The sequence below is a fragment of the Paenibacillus sp. 01T431 genome (genome assembly GCF_056398625.1).
Window position 1 is genome coordinate 429469 of sequence record NZ_JBFTPT010000005.1, and the last position, 19313, is coordinate 448781.

The following is a 19313-nucleotide window of genomic DNA, read 5'->3' on the forward strand; positions in this document are numbered from 1 at the left end:
AACTTTTACTAACTAAAGCCAATATATGGGGACAATCAACACCTGAGGAGTGATACGGATGCAAGCAAGATTATTATTGGAAGACGGTACATTGTTCACAGGACTTTCGTTCGGTGCAGAAGCACAAATGATGGGCGAGGTTGTATTTAATACTGGAATTACTGGTTATCAAGAAGTTTTATCCGATCCGTCCTACTGCGGACAAATCGTAACGATGACCTATCCGCTAATCGGCAACTACGGCATTACACGTGATGATTTTGAGTCGATGCGTCCATTTATTCATGGCTTTGTCGTTCGTCGTCATGAAGAAGTGCCAAGCAACTGGCGCGCTCAATATTCACTAGGACAACTTCTTAAAGAATACGGCATCCCGGGCATCAGCGATATCGATACACGTATGCTTACTCGCAAGCTTCGTAACTACGGTACAATGAAAGGCCTAATTACAACAGGCAACGAGCGTGTAGAAGAACTTGCTGAACGTCTTAACATCTCGAAGCTAATGACGGATCAAGTTGCACGCACTTCTACATCTCATGTATTCTCAAGCCCGGGTCAAGGCGAGCGTATCGTACTTGTTGACTTCGGTGCAAAAAGCGGTATTTTGCGCGAGCTTACTAAGCGCGGCTGCGATGTAGTCGTTGTTCCTCACGATACAACAGCAGACCAAATTCGTCGCCTAGCTCCAGACGGCATTCAATTGTCCAATGGCCCTGGGGACCCGCAGGATGCACCTTATGCTGTAAAAATGATTTCTGAGCTGCTCGGCGAATACCCGATCTTCGGAATTTGCTTAGGCCACCAGCTGTTCGCATTAGCTTGCGGAGCAGAAACAACGAAGCTTAAATTCGGACATCGCGGCGGAAACCACCCGGTTAAAGAATTGGCAACTAACCGTTGCTACATTACTTCACAAAACCATGGTTATACGGTGCTCGAAGAATCAGTAGCTAACACGCCGCTTGTAGTAACACATATCAATAACAATGACCGCACGATCGAAGGACTTAAACACAATACATTCCCAGCTTTCTCGGTTCAATATCACCCAGAAGCTGCGCCTGGACCGTATGATTCCAGCTATTTGTTTGATGAGTTCCTAGAAATGATCCGTACGCACAAGAAAAATAACCCACAAAAACCTCGTCAAGCTGTGTTGTCGGAGACGTTGAAAGGAGAGCTTCAGTATGCCCAAAAATAATGAACTCAAAAAAATTCTCGTGATCGGTTCCGGTCCAATTGTCATCGGACAAGCGGCGGAATTCGACTATGCCGGTACTCAAGCCTGCCAAGCGCTCAAAGAAGAGGGCTATGAAGTTGTTCTTATAAACAGTAACCCAGCAACAATCATGACAGACACGAACATGGCTGACAAAGTATACATCGAGCCAATTACTTTAGATTTTGTATCACAAATCATTCGTCAAGAACGTCCAGATGGACTTCTTCCGACGCTTGGCGGCCAGACAGGCCTTAATATGGCGGTTGAGCTTGCACGCGCAGGCGTTCTTGAACGCGAGAATGTAAAATTGCTTGGAACACAGCTGACAGCTATTGAGAAAGCAGAGGATCGCGACTTGTTCCGTGACCTTATGCGTGAGCTGGAACAGCCAGTACCAGACAGCGACATCGTAACTACAGTAGAAGATGCAGTTAACTTCGCTAACACAATTGGTTACCCAATCATCGTTCGTCCTGCTTATACACTAGGCGGAACAGGTGGCGGTATTTGTGCGAATGAAGAAGAACTGCGCGAAACGGTTGCTTCTGGAATCCGTTATAGCCCGATTAGCCAGTGCTTGATCGAGAAATCGATCGCAGGCATGAAGGAAGTCGAATATGAAGTTATGCGTGATGCGAACGATAACTGTATCGTTGTCTGCAACATGGAAAACTTTGACCCGGTTGGCGTACATACAGGCGATAGCATCGTCGTAGCGCCAAGCCAAACCTTGTCTGATCGCGAGTATCAAATGCTTCGTTCAGCTTCCCTAAAAATCATTCGTGCGCTGAACATCGAGGGCGGCTGTAACGTACAGTTCGCACTTGATCCACAAAGCTATCAATATTATGTCATTGAAGTAAATCCGCGCGTAAGCCGTTCATCGGCACTAGCGTCGAAAGCAACAGGATACCCAATTGCCAAAATGGCAGCAAAAATCGCTGTCGGCTACACACTCGATGAGCTTGTAAACCCTGTTACAGGACAAACGTATGCTTGCTTCGAGCCAACACTTGATTATATCGTATCGAAAATTCCACGCTGGCCGTTTGATAAATTCGTTAACGCGAACCGTAAACTTGGTACGCAAATGAAAGCAACTGGCGAAGTTATGGCTATCGGCCGTACGTTTGAGGAATCCATTCATAAAGCGGTTCGTTCATTGGAAATTGGCGCTCACCGCATTCACTTGAAAGAAGCTTCATCTTTAGAAGATGCAGTGCTTCGCGCACGTCTAGAGAAGCCGGATGATGAGCGTATGTTCCTCGTAGCAGAAGCGTTCCGCCGGGGCTATCAGCTTCAAGAAATCCAAGACATTACAAACATCGACTGGTGGTTCCTTGATAAAATTCAGTCTATCGTAGCATTCGAGGATCGTATGCGCAGCGAATCAACGTTGAATCAACAAACGTTGTATGAAGCTAAACGCAAAGGTTTCTCAGATCGTTCTATTGCTGAAATTCGTCAAGAAGGTTTCCCGAATGGCAGTCACACAACGGAAGCTGACGTGCGTGCACTTCGCGAACAGCTTAACTTAAAGCCGGTATACAAAATGGTTGATACATGCGCAGCTGAATTCGAAGCTTCGACACCATATTACTACTCCACTTATGAAGTAGAGAATGAAGTAACTGTTACAGACAAACAGAAGGTTCTAGTCCTTGGCTCTGGACCAATTCGTATCGGCCAAGGTATCGAGTTCGATTACTCGACGGTTCATGCGGTATGGGCAATTCAAAATGCAGGTTATGAAGCGGTTATTATCAATAATAACCCAGAGACGGTTTCAACAGACTTCAGCACATCGGACAGACTCTACTTTGAGCCATTGTTCTTTGAAGATGTAATGAATGTTATTGAGCAAGAAAATCCGATTGGCGTAATCGTACAATTCGGCGGTCAAACGGCAATCAACCTTGCAGCTCCGCTTTCCAAAGCTGGCGTACGCATTCTAGGATCCAGCCTTGAGAGCATCGATGCAGCAGAGGATCGCAAGAAATTCGAAGCATTGCTTCGCAGCCTGAACATCGCACAGCCAGACGGCAAAACGGTTATCTCTGTTGATGAAGCGGTAGTTACGGCACAAGGACTTGGTTATCCGGTACTTGTTCGCCCTTCCTATGTACTTGGCGGACGCGCAATGGAAATTGTGTACTCGGACGAAGAACTGCTTAACTATATGGAAGTTGCAGTGAAAATCAACCCCGAGCACCCGGTTCTAATCGACCGTTATATGCTAGGTAAAGAAGCTGAAGTAGACGCAATTTGTGATGGCGATACTGTTGTTATTCCAGGGATTATGGAGCATGTTGAGCGCGCAGGCGTTCACTCAGGCGATTCCATTGCGGTATATCCACCACAATCACTTTCGGAAGAAATTAAACAGCAAATCGTTGACATCACGATTAGCATTACTAAAGCTCTTAACGTAATTGGACTTGTTAACATCCAGTTCGTCATTCACCAAGAAAAAGTATATGTGATAGAAGTTAATCCGCGTTCATCGCGTACCGTACCTTTCCTAAGCAAAGTTACGAATATTCCGATGGCAAACTTAGCTACTAAAGCAATTCTCGGTACGAAGCTTGCTGATCTTGGTTATGTTGAAGGCTTATGGCCTGAGGATGAATATGTTTCGGTTAAAGTTCCTGTCTTCTCCTTCGCGAAGCTGCGCCGGGTTGACCCAACGCTAACGCCGGAAATGAAATCAACAGGTGAAGTAATGGGCCGCGACGTTCAATATGCGAAAGCTCTTTATAAAGGTCTCATTGGCGCAGGTATGAAAATTCCAACATCAGGCGCTATCATTGCTACAGTTGCGGATAAAGATAAAGAGGAAGCAACAGAGTTGCTTCGCGGATTCTTTAACCTAGGCTACAAAATTATTGCTACAGGCGGAACGGCGAAAGCACTCGAAGAAGCCGGCCTTATCGTTACGACTGTTAATAAGCTTAGTGAAGGCTCGCCGAATATTCTTGATCTAGTACGTGAAGGGCAAGCGCAATTTGTAGTCAATACGTTGACTAAAGGCAAAGCTCCTGAACGTGATGGATTCAGAATTCGTCGTGAAGCGGTTGAGAATGGCGTCGTTTGTATGACATCGCTTGATACAGTTCGTGCATTGCTTGTTATGCTCGAAACGTTGAACTTCTCCTCCCGTTCAATGCCAGTAGCGCTACAAAACAAATAAGCTCAATGAGCTTAAAAGTACGGCCAGCGTTTATTGCTTCGTTATCTACCTTAAGAAGTTAGTCTTAAGGTGGATAGCTTGAAGCAAACGTATGGCCGTTTATTTTGCAAATGAACAGAGAAATGGAGCGATTTCGGATGAAATTGACTAAAGAGCAAGCAGCAGGACGGATTATGGTAGCCCTTGATTATCCAGATGCAGCAGCGGCTGAACGTTTAATTGCCGAACTGCAAGGCATTCCCTGTTTTATGAAGGTGGGCATGCAGTTGTTTTATGCTGCCGGTCCTTCCTTCGTGCAAAGCTTGAAAGAGCGTGGTTACTACGTATTTCTTGATGTGAAAATGCATGATATTCCGAACACTGTCAAAGGCGGCTCTAATAGCGTAACGAAATTGGGAGTTGACATGTTTAACGTCCATGCAGCAGGGGGCAGTGATATGATGGAGGCTGCGCTTGAGGGCGTAGATATTGCATTAACAGGCAGCAGCCTTCGTAAGCCAACGGTAATCGCGGTAACTCATTTGACAAGTACGAGCCAGTCCATGCTCAATGAGCAGATCGGTATTAGCGGAACCGTAGAAGCAGCAGTGCTTCGTTATGCAGAGCTTACCAAAAAAGCGGGTTTGGACGGTGTTGTCGCATCACCTTCCGAGGTTGAGGCTATTAAGTCGCTATGCGGCAGCTCTTTCAAAACCGTAACGCCAGGCATTCGTCCCATTGGAGCGGATGTTAATGATCAATCACGCATCATGACGCCAAGTGAGGCGCTGCGCAAAGGAACTGATTATATGGTTATCGGTCGCCCGATTACAGCGGCACCAAATCCGCGTGCAGCATTAGAATCTATTATTGAGGAGCTGATTTCCTATGAGTAAAATTACTTTATCTGAATTGCCAAATCAAATTGCTAAAAGCCTGCTAGAAATCGAAGCTGTGGCACTTCGCCCTAATGAGCCATTCACATGGACATCAGGCATTAAATCACCAATCTATTGTGATAACCGCCTTACGATGACTTACCCAGCGATTCGCGATCTTGTTGCAGAAGGTTTCGCAACGATCATTCGTGAGCGTTATCCTGATGCTGAGGTTATTGCGGGCACTTCAACTGCCGGCATTCCACATGCAGCTTGGGTAGCGCAGAAGCTTAATCTACCGATGGCTTATATTCGCGATAAAGCGAAAGGTCATGGCAAGCAGAATCAAATCGAGGGCCGTGTTATACCTGGACAAAAGGTCGTTGTGATCGAGGATTTGATCTCGACAGGCGGCAGCTCGCTTAAAGCTGGTCTTGCAGTCAGAGAAGCAGGCGCAGAAGTGTTGGCGGTGCTTGCTATATTCACTTACGAATTTGATTCAGCGATTCAAGCCTTTGCATCAGAGCAAATGCCTCTTGTTACATTGTCTAGCTATAGCGCACTTATTCAAACAGCTGTAGAGCTTGGAAAAGTTGCTCCTGAAGATGTAGCTGCTTTGCAAGCTTGGAGACAAGATCCTCAATCGTTTGGAAAATAATTGCTTAAATTAAAAAAAGCGTGCTCTTTCCATGAGAGCTCGCTTTTTTTGTGACAAAATTGTTCATAATTCGACACTAAAATTTAATTTTTTTTGAAAGGGACTCTTCTTAATAGCTATTTGTCTCCGATAAATAATTATAGAGTATAGTCATGAATTGAGGGGCGGGGTTTTAATGAAATTGTCTTTACGTGTTAGGCTAGTCTTGTTGTCTTTGGTTCCACTTATGTTTTATGCATTTACTGGGCTTTATTTGCTCAATGAGCAATGGCGTGTGTTGAATGACATGACAGATCGTATTTATGAAACTTCTAATCAAGTAGACACATTAGTATTAAACGCGGATAGGGATATGTATCAGGCCTATCAAGCTTACTTGAGAGTGGAATCCGGTACTTTGGATCAAGTAAATGCAGACGCTGCTCGAGTGGAGTTAGCCGAAAATATAAAACAAGTTGAAGACAGGGTAGGAGAAGCGCAAGCCATTTTATATGAGAAAGGACTTCAGAACTTAGCAGAAGGGGAAACTGAGCGCAGCATAAACCAAATTTTAATTGAGTTTAAGGCTAATTTTAATTTCTGGTCAGTTGCAGCGGTAAAAGCAGCAGCGGATGGAAAGAACAATTTTCAAAATAAACAGATCGATAATAGCTTCTTAACAAGCCGTACAGGGATTGATGAAATCGGTCAAAATATTAAAATTTATGCACAAACCACGATTACTGATATTACAAATGAGCTTAGAAAAACGCAGCTTACTCTCTTAGTCTGCATCATTGCAGTTACATTAGTTATATTAATTGCTATGTACTTTACAGTGCGTCATATAATGAAGACAATCAGGAGTGTTGTATTTAAGACACAGCGAGTAGCAGAAGGGGATTTAACGGTTCTTCCGGATCAGAAATACAGCAAGGATGAGCTTGGCCGTATTTCGCAATCGGTGGATCATATGATTGAAGCTACAAAGCAGCTGATTAGCGGTATTGCTAGCAATGCAGCTGAAGTGACCAAGTCAACTGATCAGTTAACGACTGCATCTAAGGAATCTGCTGATGCAGCAGAGCATGTTGCTCAAAATATTCAGGAAGTAGCAAATGGCTCAGAAGTACAAGCAAGAGGTGCGGAGGAAACATCTAGAGCGATCGAAGAGATGACGATAGGCATTCAACGAATCGCAGAAAACACAGCCTCAATTGCCGATAAATCATCTTCAACCTCTAAGCAGGCTGAACTTGGTCATGAAGCGCTGCTCCGGTTAATTGATCAAATGAGCGAGGTAACCTCAGTAACTGGCAAACTATCGAATACAATTGAAACGCTTGAGCATCGTTCCAAGGAGATAGGTGCAATTGCCGAGAATATAACAAGTTTTTCAAACCAAACGAATATTTTGTCGCTGAACGCATCAATAGAAGCAGCTCGTGCAGGCGAACACGGCAGAGGTTTTGCGGTCGTTGCAGGAGAGATTCGGAAGCTGGCAGCGGGATCCCTAGCATCTGCTGACGGGATACATCAACTCGTGGACATTACCCGAAGTGAAATCGCAGGAGCCTCGGCTTACATGTCGCAAACGGTTCTGGAAATGGAGCGAGGCAGCGCGCGGGTAGGCGAGGTTCGTCAGAACTTGGATGTCATCGTTGCTTCTATTACACAGATGAGTGAGCAGATTCATGAAAATTCTGCAATTACTCAGCAAATGTCAGCCAGCTCGGAGCAAGTAAGCGCCTCAATGCAGCAAACGGCTGCTACAGCTGCCGTTAATCTGGAGAAGACAGAGAATGTTGCTGCCGCAACGGAAGAACAGCTTGCTTTGATGGATAACATTTCTTCAGCAGCTGTTCATTTAGAGGAAATTGTACGCGATTTGGATCTTGCTATTTCTCATTTCAAGGTGAAGTAAGATAATGTAAAAGCTGTTTTTTATGCGGAGTTTAAGCCTTCGCTAAAAGCAGCTTTTTTTGTTTAAAAAAGGTTTTAAAAAGTTGTTTAAATTTGACGTAACTTTTTGAGCATGTCCTACGTCTATCATGTAAGATGAGAATTATGAAAGTTGGTTGAGGAGGGATCGGAAGCGCTAATGGCCATTCCGCAGGAAGAAGAACAGAAGGTAGAAGAGCAGTTAGAAACGACTGAGGAAAGACGCGATCTGCTTAAAGTTATTGATGTAGAGCGAACGTTCCAGGTTGGAGGAACTCCGCTGCCTGTACTGAAGGGCATCAATATGGAGCTTAAGGAGCGTCAATTAGTTATGCTCAGAGGCAGATCAGGCTCTGGCAAGACGACGCTGCTGAATTGCTTGGGCGGGCTTGATACGCCAAGCAAAGGAGAAATTTTGTTTAACGGTTTGAAGTTTCACAGCATGAGCGATGACCAACGCACTTTAGTTAGGCGAAAGCACATGGGCTTTATATTTCAAGCCTTCGCACTTATGCCGCTATTGTCCGCACGTGAGAATGTGGAGCTGTCTCTTCGGATGGCTGGTGTACCACGAGCGGAATGGAAGGATAGAGTTACGCAATGTCTTGAACTGGTTGGTTTGGAGCGCCGAATGAATCATCGTCCCTTCGAGCTTTCCGGCGGTGAGCAGCAGCGGGTCGCAATTGCTAAGGCGATCGCCCATAAACCAATGCTGCTGCTTGCTGACGAACCGACGGCAGAGCTTGATACTGGCATGTCAGCTCAAATTATGGCGGTTTTCCAAAATATTATTCGCACTGAACAAGTTTCTATTTGTATGACTACACATGATCCTACGATTTTGGAGGTTGCTGACATTGTCTATGAAATGGTGGACGGAAAATTTATTTAAGCGTTCAATGGTTGTTGTATTAAGTGCTTCATTGGTGCTTTCAAGCGGGTGCTCATTGCTTCCCGCAGAAGATGAAGAAGAGGTTATACCTGAGATTGCCCCTGCACAAATATCCAAGAAACCTGAGTATGAGGTAACGACGACGACATTAGAAACTTCGATACCGCTGATCGGCAAGCTTATCTCTTTGGAAGAAGAGACGATGTTTTTCACATTGGACGGCAAGAATTTGAAGGAGTTGAATGTGAAAGTAGGAACAACTGTAAAAGCCGGTCAAGTGATAGGTCAGCTGGACGTTGATGTACTGGTCAAAAGCTTGCGGCAAGAGCGGCTTTCATTTAGGAAAGTCGAAAATGAGATGAAAGACACGCTTCGCCAGCGTGATGAAATGGATCCGATTGAATTCGAAGGTAAGCTGATTGCTTTTGAAGAACAGAAGCAGAAGCTAGTCGATATGGAAGAGGAAATCGGGAAAGCGACATTAAAAGCTCCATTTGCCGGAACGATTGTATCGCTTAACGTGCAGAAGGGCGATTTGATTAAAGCCTATGCTCCAATTGCAATTGTAGCCGATACGAGCAAGATTACAGCTGCAGCCAAAATTTCTAAGTCAGAGCTAGAAAAATTAGGCGTTGGCATGGAAGTAACGGCTGATATTACGAGCGTTGGTAAATTTAAAGGCAAGATCAAGCAGCTCCCTTACAAAACGGAGGAACAGAACAACGGCGGCGGCGGTGGTGGTTCTGGAGTAGAGAAACCAGAAAAACCCGAAGACTTCTTAATCGTTGATCTTAAGGATTTGCCTAAAAACTTGAACCGCGGTATGCCGCTTTCGATTAAAGTCATTACGAAGCGCACTGAAAATGCTATTGTTATTCCTCCTTCTACGCTTCGTTCTATTGGATCTCGTACGTACGTGCAGGTCATTGAAGGCGAAGTTAAGCGCGAAGTTGACGTAGAGGTCGGCCAACAAACCTCGACGAATATCGAGATCCTCAAAGGGTTGAAACCGGGGCAGAAAGTTGTAGGTCGATAGCCAATGGGAATTCCGCTGTTTCGTTTTTTGTTCCGCAAAATGTGGAACACGCGCTGGCTAACCTTAAGCACGCTGGCTGGGCTAACTCTGGCGGTTGCATTTGCAACGAGTATCCCTATGTATGCAGATGGCGCACTCAAGAGAGTAGTAGCCGAATCACTGCAGCAGAAGAGTACCGGATTACCTGCGGGCTCGCTTCTCATGAGATATCAATCACCTGCTGGCGGGAAAACGGATTTAGCAGCGCTGTCGGAGCTTGAAAAGTATATTAAAGATGGAATACCGAAGGAAATTGGATTTCCATTTGGTACGTATGTAAACAGCTATTCCATTCGCGGTGCAGAGGTCGTTCCTGAGGATTCAAGCAAAGTAGACGCAGGACGAAACCGTCAACTGACGATTATGAATCTGTCAGAACTTGAAAAAAATACAGAGCTGACCCAAGGTAAATGGTTTTCAAATACCGAAGGGGATGGAGATATACTCGAAGCAGTCATGTTCGAGGAAGCAATGTATAGAAATGATGTACATATCGGCGATGTTTTTGAATATCCGATATACGGTGGACTGGATCTGACATTGCGAGTGAAAATTGTCGGAGCAGTCAAACCGCTTACTGATACGAGTTCATACTGGTATCAAGGGATGGAAAGCTTGCTGAACACGTTCCAAATAAGCAAAGCAGCATTCGAAAAGACGCTGTTAGCGAATAAAAAAATACCGCTGCATAATGCAAGCTGGTACTACGCATTTGATTTATCAGAAGTAAAAACGAGTCAATTAACACCGTTAAGCAAGACGCTAGAACGCTTGAATATTGAGCTTTATCAGCGTCTTAAGGACACAAGAGTAGAAATTTCTTTTGCATCCACGCTTACCGAATTTAAGAAACAAAGCCTGCAGCTGCAAACATTGCTGTTTACGCTAGCTGCTCCAATGCTTGCGATGGTGTTTTTCTTTATTGCCATGAATGCAAGGCAGTCACTGGATAAGCAGCGAAGCGACATTGCAGTGCTTCGAAGCAGGGGGGCCGGCACACGGCAAATCATATGGATTTATTTGCTCGAAGGACTACTGCTTGGAGGGATCGCGCTTGGAAGCGGTCCGTTTATCGGTTGGTTCATGGCGAAGAGTATCGGATCAGCCAATGGCTTCCTTTCTTTCGTTAATCGGAAGTCCATACCGGTTGGCTTCTCTACAGAGGCCATTATTGCTGGTGGAGCTGCAGTCTTTCTAGCGCTTATGGCGACCATTATTCCAGCTGTTATTTATGCAAGATCTTCAATCGTAAGTTATAAGCAGGATCTGGCGCGTTCTGATCGCAAGCCAGTTTGGCAGCGTTGGTATCTTGATGTCTTGTTAATTGCCGCTGCTGGTTATGGCTGGTATATGTTCAATGAGCGCCAAATGTTGACATTCAAAACAGGCATGACAACGGATCAATTAAACGTACAGCCATTTTTATTTTTTGTTCCTGCCTTATCAATCTTTGCATTTGGGTTGTTTTTCTTAAGATTATTCCCATGGCTTTTGAAGGTGTTTACATGGTTAGGACGCAAATTTTTACCGGTTCCGCTATATTTGACGCTGACTCAGCTTTCACGTTCATCCAAGGGATATTACCCATTGATGATTCTATTGGTGCTGACGCTGGGGCTTGGTGTTTATAACGCATCGGCAGCTAGAACGATTGATTTGAACTCCACGGAACGTACGCTGTATAAATACGGAGCAGACGTAACCATTCAAACGGTATGGGAAGGCTCTCCGGAAATTACCACGACGCCTGGCAACAACGGCGGAAATGGTGGCAACGGCGGCAGTGGAGGCAATGGCGGCGGTGGAAACGGCGGAAATGGTGGAGGAGGCAACGGCGGTGGTTCAGGCGGCGGAGGCGGTGGCGGTCAAACCATACCTTCAAAGATGTTGTTCAGTGAACCTCCATTTGAGCTATTCCGTTCCCTTGAAGGCGTAGAAGCGGCTGCTCGTGTACTACAGACGAAGGGCAGCGTGGTCATTTCAGGCAAATCGATTGGTCAAGGAACCGTAATGGGAATTGATAATGTCGACTTTGCCAAGGTCGGCTGGTTCCGCAATGATTTGTACCCAGTTCATCCGAATTATTATTTAAATAATTTGGGTAAATATGAGCATGCGGCACTTATTCCTTCGAAAGTAGCAGAGAAATATCAATTAAAAATCGGAGATCCTGTGTCGGTTGGATTCGCCGAAGGTAAAGTGGATTTTATGGTCGTTGGCATTTTGCCTTATTGGCCTAGCCAATATCCAGATAAATCTCCGTTTATTATCACGAATTTAGATTATATTTATGACCAGCTTCCGCTTATTCCTTATGAGGTTTGGCTGAAGATGAAGCCTGATGCTAAAGTAGCTCCGATCGTTGAAGCGCTGCAAAAGGCTGGGGTGGAGATAGCAGCTATTAAAGATGTAAGAAGCGAGCTAATCATTCAATCGAAGCTTCCAACTAGGGGCGGCGTATTCGGAATATTGAGCTTAGGTTTCCTTGTTTCGGTCATCATCACATTAGCTGGCTACGTTCTATTCTGGTTCTTTAATCTCTCAGGGCGCGTTGTCCAATTCGGGGTATTGCGGGCAATGGGATTATCGCGAAGACAGCTTACGGGGATGCTGCTTCTGGAGCAGCTATTTACAGCAGGACTTGCGATTGGACTTGGGGTGTTAATTGGTAAAGGTGTGAGCTTGCTCTTCCTTCCATTCTTGCAAACGACAGAAAACGTTGCAGAAACAGTACCGCCTTTCCGAGTCATATTCGAGTCTAGCGATACGAACCAATTGTTCATAGTTGTCGGATTTATGATGCTGACCGGCGCATTGCTGCTCTTCCTGCACATACGCAGGCTTAGAGTGCATCAAGCGGTCAAGATGGGAGAAGAACGATGACAACAGCGATGATCGATTGCGAAGGTCTAGTGAAAATTTACAAGACAGACGATCTAGAGGTCGTTGCCCTGCAAGGCTTGAACCTAAAAGTAAACGAAGGCGAGCTAATGGCTATTATCGGCAACAGCGGCAGCGGGAAATCGACGCTTCTGAATACGCTGGGCGGTCTTGACCGCCCTTCAGCCGGCCAGGTGCATGTAGGTCCATGGGATCTTCTGAAGATTTCCGAAGAGGATCTAGTGAAATACAAGAGGGAGACGGTAGGATTTATTTGGCAAAATAATGCCAGAAACCTGCTGCCTTATCTTACTGCCCTCGAAAATGTAGAAATGCCGATGATGCTTTCAGGGAAGGTTGATCGCGCATATGCGAAGCAGCTGCTTGAATGGGTTGGCTTGAAGGAGCGAATGCATAACAAGCTCCATCAATTATCAGGCGGTGAGCAGCAAAGGGTTGCCATTGCGATTTCATTGTCGAATCGCCCGAAGCTTCTGCTTGCGGATGAACCGACAGGTTCGGTTGATACGGCTACATCCGATTTGATTATGGGTATTTTCCGCAGGTTGAATCGCGAGATCGGTATTACCATCGTCATTGTAACGCATGACTTGACGCTTGCTGGCAAGGTAGACCGAGTGGTTGCCATTCGCGATGGCTTGACGAGCACTGAGTTCATTAAACGCAATCCGAATATTAATCTTGATGGAGGTGAGGCAGAGCTTCCAGCTGTAAGCAGCGGACTGCAGTCTGTGCATGAAGCCTATGTCGTGGTAGATCGCGTTGGACGTTTACAAGTGCCTAAGGAATATTTATCTGCTCTTAATATTAAAGACAAAGCAACGATGGAATTTGACGGCGAGCGGATTATTATTACTCCGCCTAAATCACTAGGGGGTTAAAATCAAATGAATAATAAAAGATTGTCAGGCAAGCGAATTCGCAAATTTACTTTAGTATCGTTAACACTTACCTTGCTTATTGGCCTGCTAGCAGCGTGCAGCAGCGGCTCAGACAGCTCTACAGAAAAACGGGTTTTACGTATTGGCGTGCTTTATGGCGGTGCGGATAATGAGCCGTATTTCCGTCAGCAATACACGGATATGTATGAAATGTCTCATCCTAACATTGAGTTCCAAATCGTAGGCGCAATCAACTATGATGATCAACGCTTTGAACAGCAAGATCCTGCAAAGCCAACAAAGCAGCCAGATCCGTATGAAAAAATGAAAGAAATGCTAACTGGATCAAATCCAGTCGATGTTGTTGTTCTGGATTACAATATGCTTCGTCGGATGACACAAGACAACTTGCTGCAACCGCTGGATCCGCTAATAGCACAAGATAAATTCGACTTGTCGGATTATGTTCCAACTGTTGTTGAAGGCATTAAAGCTGCTGGTGATGGCGGATTGTATGCATTGACGCCAACTTTTAACTCTTCTGCACTTTACTACAACAAAAAAATGTTTACTGAAGCTGGTGTAACTCCTCCGACAAACAAAATGGAGTGGACTGAAGTTCTTAACCTAGCACGTCAAGTGGCTAAAGGTGAAGGCGTGGACCGTAAATTTGGATTCTCCTTCAATCGTTGGTCCAACGACGGCTTTAGCAATGCGCAGTCTTATAGCCAAGCATTGCAGCTAAAAATGTGGGATGACAAAGGCGAGAAAATGCTCGTCAATAGCGATCAGTGGGAAAATGTATGGAGCACTGTTGCATCGCTGTATCAAGAAGAAGTTATTCCAACACAAGAATTTATGAATAAAATGTATGAGAAGCAAAACGCGGAAGGTGGCAATGACCCATTCTATGGTGATTTGTTCATCAAAGGCAAAATTGCGATGACGATCGGTGATTATGGTTATATCAATGAGCTTAAGAGAGCTTCGGACAACGCATCGAAAATTAAAGATTTTGAAGCTGTTGATTGGGACGTTGTGACAGTTCCCGTTTCTCCAAGCGATCCTGAAGTAGGCAGCAGTATTTCATTGAGCCAGTTGATGGGTATTAACAACAAAGCTCAAAACGATAAAGACGCTTGGGATTTCATCAAGTTCTCCAACAGCAAGGAATGGGCTAAGCTGAAATCGAGAAGTCTTTATGAAATGGTTGCACGTAAGGAATTTTTGACGCCAATCGGCGGTTTGCAGTACAACATTGACGCATTTACTTCACTTAAACCAATGCCAGCTGTAGATACGGACAAAATCTTCCGTGAGAAACCAGGTGCATGGGAAGCTCAACAACCTGGCTATGAATTGTTCCAGGCCGTAATCGAGAAGAAAAAATCGGCTCGTGAAGCACTAGCTGAGTGGGAAACACGTGGAAACGCGGTTTTGGAAAAAATTAAAAACAATCCAACTGGAGAAGGCAACGGCGGCGGAGTCGAAATTATGCCAATGCCAAGATAATTTGAAATAAGGAAAAAGCCCGTAATCGACCTCTGCGTCGTTTGCGGGCTTTTTCCTTAATATTTGTCTAACCTCGTAATAGAAAGGACTGGTAAGCGGTCCAAGAGCCGTTCTCGGTCTGATACATCAGATGTATGCGATCAATTCTCGAAGTAAGATCAATGGACTGCATGCGCAGATTTCCGAATAAATCATGCAGCTCATCAGCTGAGATTTCTTGCCCTATCGTGACATGTGGCGTGTAAACATATTTAGGCTCGACAATGGCCAGCGGACCGCTGCATACGCTCTCCTGGAGCTTCTGCATGGAAACGGTGTCTTCAAGCGCTAAATAGAGCACATGACTTACAGGGAAAAAAGTAGATACACGGTTCAAATGGATAGAGAAAGCAGGCAGCTTAGATGTGGTTTGCTCTAAATGAGCGACTGCTAGCTGCAATTCATCGTCTGACCAATCTTCTGCGTATCGTACTGTCAAATGAGCAGGCACAGCTGTGTAATGCGGATCATGGCGTCTTCGCCAGCTATTAGCGAAGTCCTGTACATGCTTTTCGGGGAAAACAACAATTCCATATAACATGGTCTTCAGCTCCTTCGAAATGACCTATTTTGAGTATACCCCATTTGCATGTATGATCCCAATTTTGGGGTATTCTAATGTATACAGCCTTTATTGGAGTGATAAGCATCAGCTTCTCCAATAAGATAGTGGAGGGATGACATGAGATGGGTATATTGGGTTCGCCTATATGAAACCAAATTTCAAGCGGGTTGTTTGGTTAGGAGAATGGAGAATGACGGTTGGATGTATGGCTATGAAACTCCGCATGAGGTAGAGGTATTTCGATCCCGAAAAGGGCGATACGGCGTGAGGTTTATACCATAAAAAATAAAAAGAAAATAAATTAGAATATTTTGCTTGACTTAAAACACACCTATATAGTATATTATTTTATGTCGCCAATTCAACTGGCTTTGCTCAAATGGATATACGTCGCGGGGTGGAGCAGCCCGGTAGCTCGTCGGGCTCATAACCCGAAGGCCGCAGGTTCAAATCCTGCCCCCGCAACCAACCTTTCGATGAATACGTTGAAATATACGTTTTTCGAGGGCCCTTAGCTCAGTTGGTTAGAGCGGTCGGCTCATAACCGATTGGTCGGGGGTTCGAGTCCCTCAGGGCCCACCATAAGCAAAACCTTTACAACATGCCGGGGTGGCGGAACTGGCAGACGCACAGGACTTAAAATCCTGCGATGGGTGACCATCGTACGGGTTCGATTCCCGTCCTCGGCATACCTCGAAGACATTGACGAGTCAATGGTTTTCACGAAGTACATAAGATGTACGAACGATAAAAGAACCTCCTTTATAGAATCTGACTTGTCAGTTCTAAGCAAAGGAGGTTTTTTTATTGTTAGGTACTTAATATCTAGCAATTTAATTTAATATGTTAATTTCTAAAGCTGTTAAGTAAATTAAAGGCTGGCAGTAATTAATTTATAGCAGCTTGTCTCGCAGCATTATGGGCTAACCTATGGAGGGTATTGTTTTTCTTGTGCTTGCTTATGTATTTTATTTGTATGTGAACGCTGGGATACATATTATTTAAATGATGTAGAACTGCCAATATTTCATCTCTAGCATCTTTATGATGTGAATGAGAAAAATAATCTTTTGATAAAATGTTTGCGATTTGACTGCAATCAGTATAGATAATAGCGAATTTCGGCTCATACTCCGTCAGCGCACTTGCAAGTATTTCAAGACTGTAACGAACAGCAAGCAATTCACCGTAATTGGAACCTTCAATATGTTCCATCATAATTTTTTTGGCGGTAACGCGTATTGTTCTATTGAAGACAAAGCAACAAGCTGCTCCATGATTATTTTGCGCAACGAAACCGGAGTAATCACAATACAAACAAATCATACTCTTGTTCATAATGTTTTGTCTTAAACGGGGATTGGCATATGCTCTTTTTATTAGCAATTCAGTTGTAGTATCCACAAAATCTATCCTCCAGATTATATTCCTTCTTTCATTATTTTAATCATCGTCAAAAAAGAGATGGGCTAGTCTTCAAATGGGAAATCCTCGAAATATTTTTTACTTTAAGGATAGGCGAATGGATTAAGGTATACATCGGAGCTGATAAGCGTAAGTTTTAATAGGAATGTGTCTGAATAAGGAAGTAACATTAATGATGTAATACTGGAGGGGACTCGGCATGAACGCAGGTTTTTGGATTCGATTAGGAGCTTCATTGCTGGATGGCATTATTATTGGCATTCCGTTAGCCATTATTTCATTATTATTTACAGGAGGATATGAAGGGAGAGATTATTTTACAGATGCGGTCTCATTCCTTTACTCGTTACTGGTTCCGGTATTTTGGAGCGGCTATACCATTGGGAAAAGGATATGCGGCGTACAGATTAGAAAGCTGGATGGCTCACCTCCAGGTATAGGCACCATGTTATTGCGTAATGTTGTCGGTGGACTTGTTTATGGATTAACATTAGGTATTGCTGTGATCGTCAGCGCCTTTATGGTCGGTTTGCGAGAGGACAAAAGAGCGATTCATGATTTTATAGCAGGAACAGAAGTGGTGCATTCTGATTAAGCGGTCTTATGAGCTCGTTGCGATATCATGCAGCGGGCTTTTTTTATTATACTTTTGGCATTTGCCACGATATTTAATGAGGAAACTTTTTTGCTTTCTCTATTTTGAATGAAGTAAACTAAGAGTTGTATTGAAATACCTGAGCGATAAGGGAAGTAGGTGGATGATTGATGCAGCACAAGAACGAGGAGACTTCACTTAAGCTAAGCGCGCGTCGACTCTATGCGGAGATATTCTCTTTAAAGGACACGCTTTACAATGATCTTCTACATCGGTTTAAGGATGATGTATCACTCACAGAAAAAGCGGAGCAGTGGAAAACCGGCATAATGGCAGCTGCGATCTCTACAGCGCTTTACAGCTCTTCTCTGGGTGGAAACAAGGAGTTTCCTTATGTCTATTCCTATTTGAAAATAAAGCTTAAAACGTATCATTCTGAAGGGGAAGCAGCGATAGAGGACTGTATGACTGTCATTTCAGGCCTATTAAATGAAGCTGATTACGAGCCTGATTCATTCTCCGAAGGAATTGCTTTATGGCTTTATTTTAGTATTCAAGGAAAAGAGTCGTTTGTAGAAAAAGAGACGGTTCCATATTTGCTTACTGGACAATATATTAATCAAGTTTTTTATAATTGGTTTGATAAGCAGAGCTAATAAAGGATGCTTATTCAAAAACGATTGCGTTTGAAGGGGATATTAATGATTATGAATACGTTAGCAAATGATTGGGCGCAGAAATTGCAGAGTGAGCTTGAAGCGCCTTATATGCAAGAGCTTTTTGCCATATTGGCAGAAAAATATAAAACGACCACGGTTTATCCGGAAGCGGAAAATATATACAATGCACTTCATCATACATCCTATGAGCAGACGAAAGTGGTCATTTTAGGACAAGACCCTTATCATGGACCAAAGCAGGCGCATGGGCTTAGCTTCTCCGTGCAGCCAGGATTAAAGGTACCTCCTTCACTAAAAAACATTTACAAAGAGCTGGAGTCGGATGTAGGGGCCACGGTACCTGACCATGGAAGCTTGCTTTCATGGGCTAAGCAAGGAGTGCTGCTTCTAAATACAGTGCTTACGGTGGAGGATGGCAATCCTAATTCTCATCAAGGAATAGGGTGGGAGCAATTTACCGATCAGATTATTGCCGCTCTAAACGATAGGGAGAAGCCCGTGGTATTTATACTTTGGGGCAAGAATGCAGAAGCGAAAGCGAAGCATATTAATGGGGACAAGCATCATTTAATTATTTCACCGCATCCAAGCCCATTTGCAGCGCGCAAAGGTTTTTTTGGAAGTAAACCATTTTCCAGGACAAATCGTTTCTTAGAATCGATTGGAAGCGAGCCGATTGACTGGTCGATTCCGATGCTGAATGAGCTTGAAAGTAAATAAAAAAAAGACTTCTCAACTGTCTGATGGTTGGGACTGACCCCTTAGCGTGAGACAAATTAAAACACCTTCAAGAAAATGCAACCATGTCGTAAGATATGGAGACAACCTTGGAGGTGTTTTTACGTTGGCAACAAGAGTAAGTTACCCAGTGGAAACAAAAATGAAAGCTATTGAATTG

General features: G+C 44.2%; 16 protein-coding genes and 3 tRNA genes. 17 read left to right on the top strand and 2 right to left on the bottom strand.

The genetic code is table 11. The annotated features are described in order from the left end of the window. Positions 1 to 58 precede the first annotated feature (58 nt). The 10 genes from carA (at position 59) to AC1DM9_RS11990 (ending at position 15111) form a co-directional block, all read left to right on the top strand. The gene (gene carA / locus AC1DM9_RS11945; RefSeq protein ID WP_339208742.1) at positions 59 to 1204 is read left to right on the top strand and encodes a glutamine-hydrolyzing carbamoyl-phosphate synthase small subunit; all 1146 of its coding nucleotides are present in this window, start codon (positions 59 to 61) and stop codon (positions 1202 to 1204) included. Next, positions 1191 to 4415: a carbamoyl-phosphate synthase large subunit gene (carB, locus tag AC1DM9_RS11950; protein WP_441883026.1), complete on the top strand. Its 3225-nt coding sequence runs from the start codon at positions 1191 to 1193 to the stop codon at positions 4413 to 4415. Before carA ends, carB begins: the two co-directional genes overlap by 14 nt. A 137-nt stretch (positions 4416 to 4552) precedes the next feature. Beyond that, positions 4553 to 5290 (top strand): orotidine-5'-phosphate decarboxylase, encoded by a 738-nt coding sequence (gene pyrF / locus AC1DM9_RS11955; RefSeq protein WP_441883028.1) that lies wholly within the window; start codon positions 4553 to 4555, stop codon positions 5288 to 5290. Beyond that, entirely contained in the window at positions 5283 to 5930 is a 648-nt protein-coding gene (pyrE, locus tag AC1DM9_RS11960; protein WP_477580131.1) for an orotate phosphoribosyltransferase, read from the top strand. The genes pyrF and pyrE overlap by 8 nt, the downstream gene beginning before the upstream one ends. 175 nt (positions 5931 to 6105) lie before the next feature. After that, positions 6106 to 7833: a methyl-accepting chemotaxis protein gene (locus AC1DM9_RS11965; RefSeq protein WP_477580133.1), complete on the top strand. Its 1728-nt coding sequence runs from the start codon at positions 6106 to 6108 to the stop codon at positions 7831 to 7833. 177 nt (positions 7834 to 8010) lie between these two features. Continuing rightward, positions 8011 to 8742 (top strand): ABC transporter ATP-binding protein, encoded by a 732-nt coding sequence (locus AC1DM9_RS11970; RefSeq protein ID WP_441883032.1) that lies wholly within the window; start codon positions 8011 to 8013, stop codon positions 8740 to 8742. Beyond that, complete coding sequence (locus AC1DM9_RS11975; RefSeq protein ID WP_477510141.1) at positions 8714 to 9778, top strand: efflux RND transporter periplasmic adaptor subunit; 1065 nt, start codon at positions 8714 to 8716, stop codon at positions 9776 to 9778. Before AC1DM9_RS11970 ends, AC1DM9_RS11975 begins: the two co-directional genes overlap by 29 nt. A gap of 3 nt (positions 9779 to 9781) precedes the next feature. Beyond that, positions 9782 to 12700, top strand: coding sequence for an ABC transporter permease (locus AC1DM9_RS11980; protein WP_441959631.1), 2919 nt, complete (start codon positions 9782 to 9784; stop codon positions 12698 to 12700). 8 nt (positions 12701 to 12708) lie between these two features. Further along, on the top strand, positions 12709 to 13599 hold the full coding sequence (locus AC1DM9_RS11985) for an ABC transporter ATP-binding protein (protein ID WP_076268354.1): 891 nt from the start codon (positions 12709 to 12711) through the stop codon (positions 13597 to 13599). 6 nt (positions 13600 to 13605) lie between these two features. Next, entirely contained in the window at positions 13606 to 15111 is a 1506-nt protein-coding gene (locus tag AC1DM9_RS11990) for an ABC transporter substrate-binding protein (protein WP_441883036.1), read from the top strand. A 67-nt stretch (positions 15112 to 15178) separates the two neighbouring features. Here the strand turns inward: AC1DM9_RS11990 and AC1DM9_RS11995 are convergent, their stop codons facing one another. Continuing rightward, positions 15179 to 15691, bottom strand: a complete 513-nt coding sequence (locus tag AC1DM9_RS11995; RefSeq protein WP_076268194.1) for a 2'-5' RNA ligase family protein — start codon at positions 15689 to 15691, stop codon at positions 15179 to 15181. A gap of 141 nt (positions 15692 to 15832) precedes the next feature. Here AC1DM9_RS11995 and AC1DM9_RS12000 point away from each other — a divergent pair, with 141 nt between their 5' ends. From AC1DM9_RS12000 to AC1DM9_RS12015, 4 genes are all read left to right on the top strand, one after another. Beyond that, complete coding sequence (locus AC1DM9_RS12000; protein WP_162839330.1) at positions 15833 to 15997, top strand: hypothetical protein; 165 nt, start codon at positions 15833 to 15835, stop codon at positions 15995 to 15997. A gap of 109 nt (positions 15998 to 16106) precedes the next feature. Beyond that, positions 16107 to 16183 (top strand) — tRNA-Met (locus AC1DM9_RS12005). A 37-nt stretch (positions 16184 to 16220) separates the two neighbouring features. Continuing rightward, positions 16221 to 16297, top strand: a tRNA-Ile gene (locus AC1DM9_RS12010). 21 nt (positions 16298 to 16318) lie between these two features. Beyond that, positions 16319 to 16404: transfer RNA gene (locus tag AC1DM9_RS12015), tRNA-Leu, on the top strand. Positions 16405 to 16603: 199 nt separating this feature from the next. On the opposite strand, the gene AC1DM9_RS12020 is transcribed toward AC1DM9_RS12015, so the two are convergent. After that, positions 16604 to 17119 carry an RNase H family protein gene (locus AC1DM9_RS12020; RefSeq protein ID WP_477510092.1) on the bottom strand — a complete coding sequence of 172 codons (516 nt, stop codon included), beginning with the start codon at positions 17117 to 17119 and terminating at the stop codon, positions 16604 to 16606. A 220-nt stretch (positions 17120 to 17339) separates the two neighbouring features. On the opposite strand from AC1DM9_RS12020, the gene AC1DM9_RS12025 reads away from it, so the two are divergent. The 3 genes from AC1DM9_RS12025 to AC1DM9_RS12035 all read left to right on the top strand — a co-directional run bounded on the left by AC1DM9_RS12025 (position 17340) and on the right by AC1DM9_RS12035 (position 19135). Further along, on the top strand, positions 17340 to 17735 hold the full coding sequence (locus AC1DM9_RS12025) for an RDD family protein (protein ID WP_477580136.1): 396 nt from the start codon (positions 17340 to 17342) through the stop codon (positions 17733 to 17735). A gap of 170 nt (positions 17736 to 17905) precedes the next feature. Continuing rightward, the gene (locus tag AC1DM9_RS12030; protein ID WP_477580138.1) at positions 17906 to 18391 is read left to right on the top strand and encodes a hypothetical protein; all 486 of its coding nucleotides are present in this window, start codon (positions 17906 to 17908) and stop codon (positions 18389 to 18391) included. A 51-nt stretch (positions 18392 to 18442) separates the two neighbouring features. Then, a complete protein-coding gene (locus AC1DM9_RS12035) occupies positions 18443 to 19135 on the top strand; it encodes a uracil-DNA glycosylase (RefSeq protein WP_477580140.1) in 693 nt (230 codons plus the stop codon). Positions 19136 to 19313: the final 178 nt, after the last annotated feature.

Coding starts and splice junctions, on each gene's coding strand:
- carA (WP_339208742.1), top strand. CDS start 59: ATGCAAGCAAGATTATTATTGGAAGACGGTACATTGTTCACAGGACTT.
- carB (WP_441883026.1), top strand. CDS start 1,191: ATGCCCAAAAATAATGAACTCAAAAAAATTCTCGTGATCGGTTCCGGT.
- pyrF (WP_441883028.1), top strand. CDS start 4,553: ATGAAATTGACTAAAGAGCAAGCAGCAGGACGGATTATGGTAGCCCTT.
- pyrE (WP_477580131.1), top strand. CDS start 5,283: ATGAGTAAAATTACTTTATCTGAATTGCCAAATCAAATTGCTAAAAGC.
- AC1DM9_RS11965 (WP_477580133.1), top strand. CDS start 6,106: ATGAAATTGTCTTTACGTGTTAGGCTAGTCTTGTTGTCTTTGGTTCCA.
- AC1DM9_RS11970 (WP_441883032.1), top strand. CDS start 8,011: ATGGCCATTCCGCAGGAAGAAGAACAGAAGGTAGAAGAGCAGTTAGAA.
- AC1DM9_RS11975 (WP_477510141.1), top strand. CDS start 8,714: ATGAAATGGTGGACGGAAAATTTATTTAAGCGTTCAATGGTTGTTGTA.
- AC1DM9_RS11980 (WP_441959631.1), top strand. CDS start 9,782: ATGGGAATTCCGCTGTTTCGTTTTTTGTTCCGCAAAATGTGGAACACG.
- AC1DM9_RS11985 (WP_076268354.1), top strand. CDS start 12,709: ATGATCGATTGCGAAGGTCTAGTGAAAATTTACAAGACAGACGATCTA.
- AC1DM9_RS11990 (WP_441883036.1), top strand. CDS start 13,606: ATGAATAATAAAAGATTGTCAGGCAAGCGAATTCGCAAATTTACTTTA.
- AC1DM9_RS11995 (WP_076268194.1), bottom strand. CDS start 15,691: ATGTTATATGGAATTGTTGTTTTCCCCGAAAAGCATGTACAGGACTTC.
- AC1DM9_RS12000 (WP_162839330.1), top strand. CDS start 15,833: ATGAGATGGGTATATTGGGTTCGCCTATATGAAACCAAATTTCAAGCG.
- AC1DM9_RS12025 (WP_477580136.1), top strand. CDS start 17,340: ATGAACGCAGGTTTTTGGATTCGATTAGGAGCTTCATTGCTGGATGGC.
- AC1DM9_RS12030 (WP_477580138.1), top strand. CDS start 17,906: ATGCAGCACAAGAACGAGGAGACTTCACTTAAGCTAAGCGCGCGTCGA.
- AC1DM9_RS12035 (WP_477580140.1), top strand. CDS start 18,443: ATGAATACGTTAGCAAATGATTGGGCGCAGAAATTGCAGAGTGAGCTT.